Here is a 7455-nt window from a genome sequence, read left to right as displayed (position 1 = left end):
TGAGTCCTATTCAATATAAGTTTCATGCCGCATAAAGAGTCTTTTTTCCTATTGTCTACTTGACAGGGTCAAGTTTAGAAAGGAGTTTCTTCTTTAATTTTACATTTTACATTATTCATTTTACATTCTGAGATGGTTCAAATATTCCTAATAAAGATAAGGAATTAACTCTAGCCTTTATTAGAGTGCTATCTGTTGTGTATAGATTTAGATCTTTCATCCTTTCAAAGTATTCTCCACCTGAAAAGGTATGTCTTTGCATTTTACCATTTTCCATATCTAAAGTTTCGTTTGCATAAGCAATAATATCTCCTACAGAAAGTTCTCTAGGTAATTCTAAAAGAGGTTCTCCTAGTACGTATTTTATAGCATTGTAACCTGCTAAAGCACCTGTGGCCATAGCTTCTGTATGTCCTACAAAGAATCCAGATTTTTCCCCTGCACAAAACATATTATTTAACCCAATAATCTTCATAGTATTATCTCTAGGACTTGAAGCTAAATATCTTATAGAATTAGATGTTCCACCAGATAAAGGATCGATATATCTAGCATTTTCAAGACCAGGAATCTTACGAAGTTTTTCTATAGGATAATAAGAAGTCATTAGTTTTATATGACCAGTATCTAATAAAATCACATTTTCAGCAAATTCTTTCAAAGCATATTGTTGACAAACTTTTTGACTAAGTTTATCTAAATTTATATCTTCAGGAGGAATAGGGATTGTTGCAACTCCTTTAGTTATAAGTTCTTCTAATAATTCATCGGATAATGATTCTCTAGGTAGTTCACATGATCCACTCATAGCACCAGGAGTACCATTATTTCTTTGACCAATAATGTCCTCTATTCCAGCCTTTGAACTTAAGCTTTCTCTTCCACCAAAAGTTGGGCACCTTAAAATACACATAGAACAGCCATTTCCATATCTATTACAATTTGTCATAGGACCAGTTGAACCTGTAGTCTCCACGAAGACATCACCTTCAATAAATGATCCATCAGATAATTTTATTTTAGTAATTGAGTCATTTTCTAAAGTGACATTTACAGCTCTACTCTTAAAGTGTATATTAATACCTAATGATAAAATATATCTTCTTATTTCTGGTTCAGCCTTTCCTATATCTGTTAGGCTTGCGTGTTTATGCCCTGTAAAATCAATATTTCTATGAAGAGATAAACTATCCATTATATCAATTAATTCATTAGCGCCTAAATAACGTAGTTCCTCAGCAGCAGTAAATCTTCCGTTATTTCTCATAATTCCGCCAACATTCCCTACACCAAGCAACATATCAGTTCTTTCTACAATATGAACTTCTGCATTCATTTTCCTTGCCTGTATTGCAGCTTGGCATCCAGCAAAGCCTCCGCCTATTATAATAACTTTCATTTTTAATACCTCGAATATTACTATTTATAATAAAATATTCGAGTATTTAAGAATTTGATACCGAAATAAGTAAAAATATGATTTGTTAATTTATAACTGGAATTATATTATAGACTGGTTCTTCATATGGATGAATAGCTTTTATAACATTAATCACTTCAATAGCTAGATCTTTATGGCAGCTAAATTCCATTTTTATTTCATCTTCGATACTTAAGTTATTTACTTTACCTGAATATGGACGTGCACCTTCTAAAGGTTTGAAATAACCTTTAACTTCAGTTGTGGAAATACAATTATCATATTTTCCTATAGTTAAAGCACCGGTATTATTAATAGCCTCTCTCAATTTATCTATATGAGTTAATGGAAGATAAATTTCAAACTTAACTTTTGTATAATTCATAAAAACGACCTCCTAAGAATAACTATAATTTAATATTAGACTATTGTTATAAAATAGTAAACGAAATAAATGTCTAAAGAAAATTAAATTTGAATTTAAAAAAATCATAAAAAGCCTTTAAAAACTAATAATATAACATAAAAAATGAAATAAATTAAAAATAATACTATAAAAATATATAAATTATTGTAAAATTACGAAAAATCAAGTTGAATATATCTTTTAGGAGAGGTAAGCATATTATATTATTGAGAGAAATAAATTGTATTTGAGGGATGAAATATGGGAGTCTTATTTTCAATTATTGGTATTACATTAAGTTTTATTGCTAGTATTACATTAGTTAAAAGCATAATGCATAGTAAGGGATTTGTTATTAAAAAGGCTAAAATTATAGGATTTGAAGCTTATACCTATCTAACACCTGGAATTGAATATAATACAGTTCACAACACTAAATTATATCCTATTATAGAAATAAAAGATGGAGATAAAGTTGTAAAGATTGCTGTATCAATTTTTGAAAACAGAAGTAAGTTAGAAAAAGGAGATGAAATAGAAGTTATATATCCAAAAGGAAAGATAGATAAACTAAAGATATATAGTAAAAAAGATATATATAACTTTTATTATTTAACCTTAATAATGGGATTATTAATAACATTATTATCAATTTCAATAATCTAAGTAGTAATATTATATATAATCTAATATTAACTAAATCAAAAGTAGAGATATAAATTATATTTCTACTTTTGATTTTTAGTTAAATAATTTATATAATTTATATTATCAAAATTAATTTAGGAGGAATTATGGGACTGAGTATAAAGGATATTGTAGTACGAATTTTTTTAGCACTTATAATTGGAGGGCTAATTGGTTATGAAAGAGAAGTACAAAATAGATCAGCAGGCCTTAGGACACATATTTTAGTATGCCTAGGAGCCACAATAATATCATTACTTCAAATACAAATAGGAAATCACGCCATAGCAATGATTGAAGCAAATGAGAAATTAATTAATGTAATAAATGTAGATTATGGGAGGCTTGGTGCTCAAGTAATTACAGGAGTTGGATTTATTGGCGCTGGTGCTATTATACATAATAAAGGGAATATTAAAGGGTTGACTACAGCAGCAACTCTATGGATAGTAGCATGCTTAGGGTTATCTATAGGTATGGGAGGATATTTTATAAGCGTTTTTTCTGCTATTATAATTTTTATAATAATAGTATTTTTGAAAAGGATAGAGAATAAGTTCATAACTAAAAATATAATAGCAAGTTTTCAAATTAAATATATTAAAGAAGGGGAAATAGAAAAGGAGATAGAACACTTTTTAGAAAGAAAAAAAGTTAAAATAAAGAGAATTGAATACTGTTACAATGAAAATAGTAAAAATGAGATAAATTCTAAGTATATAGTATTAAAGCCAAAAAAAGTTAATTTTAATAGAATTTTAGAAGAAATAAAAGAAAAATTTAATATCATTGAAATTAATAATATAAATGTTTAGTTAAAATAGTTTGTATATCAAAATATTTAATGTATAAACATTATATTTCATTGAATTTTACTCTAGTTTAGATTATTATTTAATTAATGAACAATAGAAAAAAGGATGGGATAATTCATTATGCAAAAAGATCTAAGTGTAGTTAATGAACTTTTAGTAAAAATATTTAATGAAATACTTCAAATTGAAGAGAAGACACTAAAAAATGGACATTTTTCTGATTTATCAGTAAGAGAAATGCATACGATTGAAGCTATTGGAAGTAAAGAAAAAAGAATGATGAGTGAGGTTGCGCAAGACTTAGGTATAACAGTTGGAACTTTAACTACATCCATAAACAGACTAATAAAGAAAGAATACGTTAAAAGAAGTAGAATAGAAGAGGATAGAAGAGTAGTTCTTGTAGAATTAACAAAGAAGGGAAAGGTAGCTCAAAGACTGCATGAGAGATTTCATAATGAAATGGTTAGAAGTATGATGGATTGTCTTTCTGAAAATGAAAAAGAAATAATGATAACATCTTTAGGAAAGTTAAATAATTTCTTTATAGAAAAATGTGAATCGATAAAATAATAAAGGTTATTTTTGAAGTACGGGAGGGTATTATGGCAAATACAAGTTTGGAAGTTGCAAAATACGCAACGAGGATGGCTATTTCATCTAGAGATGAAGAAGAGGAACTTAAAATTGAATTTAAGAAAAAAGGCATAGTAGTAACTGCAGTAAATATAGGTGGAAATATTAATGAAGCAACTTCCAAAATATTAGAAAGAGCTTTAGTTGCATCTAAAAGAAATGGTCTTATAAGAGAAGAACATTTGCACGAAGGTGGAGTTATTGGAGCCACAAGAGATGCTTTGATGCAAGTGTGGAATAGAGCTAGTGGTCAAAATGTTGGTGGAAAGATAGGGATTGCAAAATATAAAGAACATTTAAGTGTATGTATATTTTTAAGTGTTGGACTTTTGCATCTAGATGAAGTTGTTATAGGTATTGGCCATAGAGCAATTCCAGATTAAACTGAAAAATAAAAATATTATTTAAAGGCACTAAAAGTGCCTTTTTTTATTATAGAAAAATAATTTTTAAGATCTTTTTATATATTTACAAAGAAAACCAACTGTGATATTATATGATAAATGTTAAAATATCAATAAAATCTTAAAAATAATAATAGAGTGCTATATTTTAATTGGGATTTATAGCAAAGTAAAAATGAAGGATTGTAGGAAATGAGATTTTATTAATATTAAAATAGGTTTGTATATAATAGGAGGATAGTAAAGATGGTAGGGAAAAAGAAAATAGCAATTGGTTTATTAGCTTTATTAGTAGGTGGGACTTTTGTAGGATGTAAGGGAGAGGAACAGGGAGCTTCTGTAGGAGAAAAAAGTTATAATATAGGTATTAGTCAATTAGTACAACATCCAGCATTAGATTCAGCAAGAGAGGGATTTATTGAAGGATTAAAAGAGAAGGGTTATGAAGAAGGAAAAAATATAACTTTTGACTATCAAAATGCACAAGGAGATAATCCAACTTCTCAAACGATTGCACAAAAGTTTGCATCAGATAAAAAAGATTTAATTTTAGCTATAGCAACAACTTCAGCACAAGCTGTATATAATGCGACTAAAGATATACCAACAGTTTTTACAGCGGTTACAGATCCAGTATCAGCAGGTATAGCAAAAGAATGGACAAGTTCGGGAACAAATTTAACAGGAGTTTCAGATATGGTACCTGTAGATGAACAACTTGATTTATTAATTAAGCTTAAACCAGATGTGAAGGTTTTAGGTGTAATTTATAATACTTCTGAAGCTAATTCAGTGGTACAAGTTGAAGCTTTAAAAACAGAAGCTAGTAAGTTAAATATAAATATTAAAGAAATAGGAATTACAAATGTCAATGAAATAAATCAAAACTTAAGTGCGGTTATCAAAGATATAGATGCTTTATACACACCTACAGATAATACTGTTGCTTCTGCTTACGATTTAGTTGGACAAATTTCAATTAAAAATAATATTCCGATATTAGGAGCAGAAGAGGCAGTTGTTTCTAAAGGCGGATTGGCTTCAATAGGTATAGATTATTTTAAACTTGGAAAAGAAACAGGATATAAAGCAGCAGAAATATTAGAAGGTAAGAAGCCAGAAGAAATTGAAATAACTACATTAAGTGATATGAGTATTGTGATAAATACTGATGTAGCAAAAAAGTTAAATATTAGTATTCCTAGTGACATTGAAGAAAGTTCAAAGAAGGTAACTGGGGGTGTAAACTAGTGGATTTAATTATCAATGTATTAGAACAAGGATTATTGTTTGGAATAGTAGCCATAGGTGTATATATAACCTATAAAATTCTTGACTTTCCGGATCTTTCTGTAGATGGTACTTATCCATTAGGTGCAGCTATATGTGCAGCTTTGTTAATAAAAGATATTAATCCTTGGATAGCAGTTTTAGTGGCAACTGTAGGAGGAGCCTTAGCTGGTCTAGTAACAGCACTTTTACATGTTAAACTTAAAATTACTAATTTAATGTCAGGTATACTAGTAATGATTGGATTATATTCAGTAAATTTAATTGTTATGGGACAATCTAATATTCCATTATTTAATACGAAAAGTGTTTTTAGCGGGGAATATAATATTATCATAATATTATTAGTAGTATTAATATTAAAATTAGCTTTTGATTTCTTTTTAAAAACAAAGATTGGTAATTTACTTGTAGCAGTCGGAGATAATGAGCAATTGGTAACTTCATTGGGAGTAAACAAGAATAGTATAAAAATATTAGGACTTATGATAAGTAATGCATTAGTAGCTTTAAGTGGTGCATTAACTGCACAATATCAAGGCTTTTCAGATGCTAGCATGGGAACAGGGGTAGTTGTTATGGGACTCGCAGCAGTCATAATTGGATCTTCAGTTTTAAAAAAAGTTTCTTTTATAAAAGCAACAACCGTTTCAATATTTGGTGCCATAGTATATAAGTTAGCTATAGCAATGGCATTGAAATTTGGTTTGAATCCTAATTATTTAAAATTAATGACAGCAATTATCGTTATAATAGCTTTAAGTTTGAACTCTGGAATTTTTAAATTGAAAAATAAAAAAAAGAGAAAAAAGAGTGTTGTATTAAAAAAAGAAGGCGGTGATTTAGATGCTAAAGATTCAAGCATTGCACAAAGTCTTTAATGAAAATACTATTAATGAAAATAAGATTTTTTCTAATTTTTCTTTACAAGTTGACGAAGGGGATTTCATTACTATTATAGGGTCAAATGGAGCAGGAAAGTCTACCTTGTTGAATATTATTTCAGGAAACATAGAGTGTGATGAAGGAATAATTGAGTTAAATGGAAAAGATGTTTCAACTAAGGAGGAATACAAGAGAGCGAGAATGATAGGAAGAGTATTTCAAGATCCTTCTTTAGGTGTTTCTCCCAATATGACAATCCTAGAAAATCTATCTTTAGCAGATAATAAAGGAAAGAGTTTTGGATTAACTCTTGGTATAAATAAGAAAAGGGTTCGTTATTATGAAAGGCTTCTTAAGGAACTAGATTTAGGTCTTGAAGATAAATTGTATAATAAAGTTAATCTATTATCTGGTGGGCAAAGACAAGCGTTAACTATGTTGATGGCAGTTATGTCCAAGCCTAAATTGCTATTATTAGATGAGCATACTGCAGCATTAGATCCAAAGACATCTCAAAAAATAATGGAAATAACTAAAAAAATGGTTAAAGAAACTAATATTACAACTATCATGGTAACTCATAATTTAAAACAAGCTATACAAACAGGAAATAGATTAATAATGATGCATAGAGGAAATGTTTTATTAGATGTTAAAGGAAGGGAAAAGGCGGAATTAACAACAGAAAAGTTGATGAATTTATTTAAAAATGCTAATATTAATGATGATTTAAGTGATAGAAGTCTATTAGCCTAGATTTTTAGCCAAATTAAGAGTATTTGTTATATATAACAAGTACTCTTAATTTTTTTTATTTTAATGTATAATTCATATAATCAAATGGAAAATTAATAGTATATTAATTAAGTATAAAAAGAAAGGAAAGATTGATATTTATATAACAAACAAAAT

Annotated in this window: 9 protein-coding genes; 7 read left to right on the top strand and 2 right to left on the bottom strand. The window is 28.2% G+C overall.

What is annotated here, in order from left to right:
- Nucleotides 1–115: 115 nt before the first annotated feature.
- Complete coding sequence (locus tag QK892_RS18125; RefSeq protein WP_317274953.1) at nucleotides 116–1399, bottom strand: FAD-dependent oxidoreductase; 1284 nt, start codon at nucleotides 1397–1399, stop codon at nucleotides 116–118.
- Nucleotides 1400–1484: 85 nt separating this feature from the next.
- A complete protein-coding gene (locus tag QK892_RS18120) occupies nucleotides 1485–1805 on the bottom strand; it encodes a cytochrome C biogenesis protein (protein ID WP_317274952.1) in 321 nt (106 codons plus the stop codon).
- A gap of 282 nt (nucleotides 1806–2087) precedes the next feature.
- Here QK892_RS18120 and QK892_RS18115 point away from each other — a divergent pair, with 282 nt between their 5' ends.
- From QK892_RS18115 to QK892_RS18085, 7 genes are all read left to right on the top strand, one after another.
- On the top strand, nucleotides 2088–2492 hold the full coding sequence (locus tag QK892_RS18115; protein ID WP_317274951.1) for a hypothetical protein: 405 nt from the start codon (nucleotides 2088–2090) through the stop codon (nucleotides 2490–2492).
- Between the two features lie 128 nt (nucleotides 2493–2620).
- On the top strand, nucleotides 2621–3328 hold the full coding sequence (locus QK892_RS18110; protein WP_317274950.1) for an MgtC/SapB family protein: 708 nt from the start codon (nucleotides 2621–2623) through the stop codon (nucleotides 3326–3328).
- A gap of 120 nt (nucleotides 3329–3448) precedes the next feature.
- A complete protein-coding gene (locus tag QK892_RS18105; protein WP_317274949.1) occupies nucleotides 3449–3901 on the top strand; it encodes a MarR family winged helix-turn-helix transcriptional regulator in 453 nt (150 codons plus the stop codon).
- A gap of 32 nt (nucleotides 3902–3933) precedes the next feature.
- The gene (locus tag QK892_RS18100) at nucleotides 3934–4347 is read left to right on the top strand and encodes a HutP family protein (protein ID WP_317274948.1); all 414 of its coding nucleotides are present in this window, start codon (nucleotides 3934–3936) and stop codon (nucleotides 4345–4347) included.
- A gap of 267 nt (nucleotides 4348–4614) precedes the next feature.
- Complete coding sequence (locus QK892_RS18095; RefSeq protein ID WP_317274947.1) at nucleotides 4615–5619, top strand: ABC transporter substrate-binding protein; 1005 nt, start codon at nucleotides 4615–4617, stop codon at nucleotides 5617–5619.
- The gene (locus tag QK892_RS18090) at nucleotides 5619–6539 is read left to right on the top strand and encodes an ABC transporter permease (protein WP_317274946.1); all 921 of its coding nucleotides are present in this window, start codon (nucleotides 5619–5621) and stop codon (nucleotides 6537–6539) included. The genes QK892_RS18095 and QK892_RS18090 overlap by 1 nt, the downstream gene beginning before the upstream one ends.
- On the top strand, nucleotides 6505–7299 hold the full coding sequence (locus QK892_RS18085; RefSeq protein WP_317274945.1) for an ABC transporter ATP-binding protein: 795 nt from the start codon (nucleotides 6505–6507) through the stop codon (nucleotides 7297–7299). The genes QK892_RS18090 and QK892_RS18085 overlap by 35 nt, the downstream gene beginning before the upstream one ends.
- The last annotated feature ends 156 nt before the right edge of the window (nucleotides 7300–7455 follow it).

It is taken from the genome of Clostridium lamae, assembly GCF_033043255.1.
GTDB classification, from domain to species: Bacteria; Bacillota; Clostridia; order Clostridiales; family Clostridiaceae; genus Clostridium; species Clostridium lamae.
This window is presented reverse-complemented; position numbering and strand designations above follow the sequence as displayed.

What these genes read in the sequence shown, in the direction of transcription:
- QK892_RS18120 (WP_317274952.1), bottom strand. Translation starts at nt 1,805, where the DNA reads ATGAATTATACAAAAGTTAAGTTTGAAATTTATCTTCCATTAACTCAT.
- QK892_RS18100 (WP_317274948.1), top strand. Translation starts at nt 3,934, where the DNA reads ATGGCAAATACAAGTTTGGAAGTTGCAAAATACGCAACGAGGATGGCT.
- QK892_RS18110 (WP_317274950.1), top strand. Translation starts at nt 2,621, where the DNA reads ATGGGACTGAGTATAAAGGATATTGTAGTACGAATTTTTTTAGCACTT.
- QK892_RS18105 (WP_317274949.1), top strand. Translation starts at nt 3,449, where the DNA reads ATGCAAAAAGATCTAAGTGTAGTTAATGAACTTTTAGTAAAAATATTT.
- QK892_RS18095 (WP_317274947.1), top strand. Translation starts at nt 4,615, where the DNA reads ATGGTAGGGAAAAAGAAAATAGCAATTGGTTTATTAGCTTTATTAGTA.
- QK892_RS18085 (WP_317274945.1), top strand. Translation starts at nt 6,505, where the DNA reads ATGCTAAAGATTCAAGCATTGCACAAAGTCTTTAATGAAAATACTATT.
- QK892_RS18115 (WP_317274951.1), top strand. Translation starts at nt 2,088, where the DNA reads ATGGGAGTCTTATTTTCAATTATTGGTATTACATTAAGTTTTATTGCT.
- QK892_RS18125 (WP_317274953.1), bottom strand. Translation starts at nt 1,399, where the DNA reads ATGAAAGTTATTATAATAGGCGGAGGCTTTGCTGGATGCCAAGCTGCA.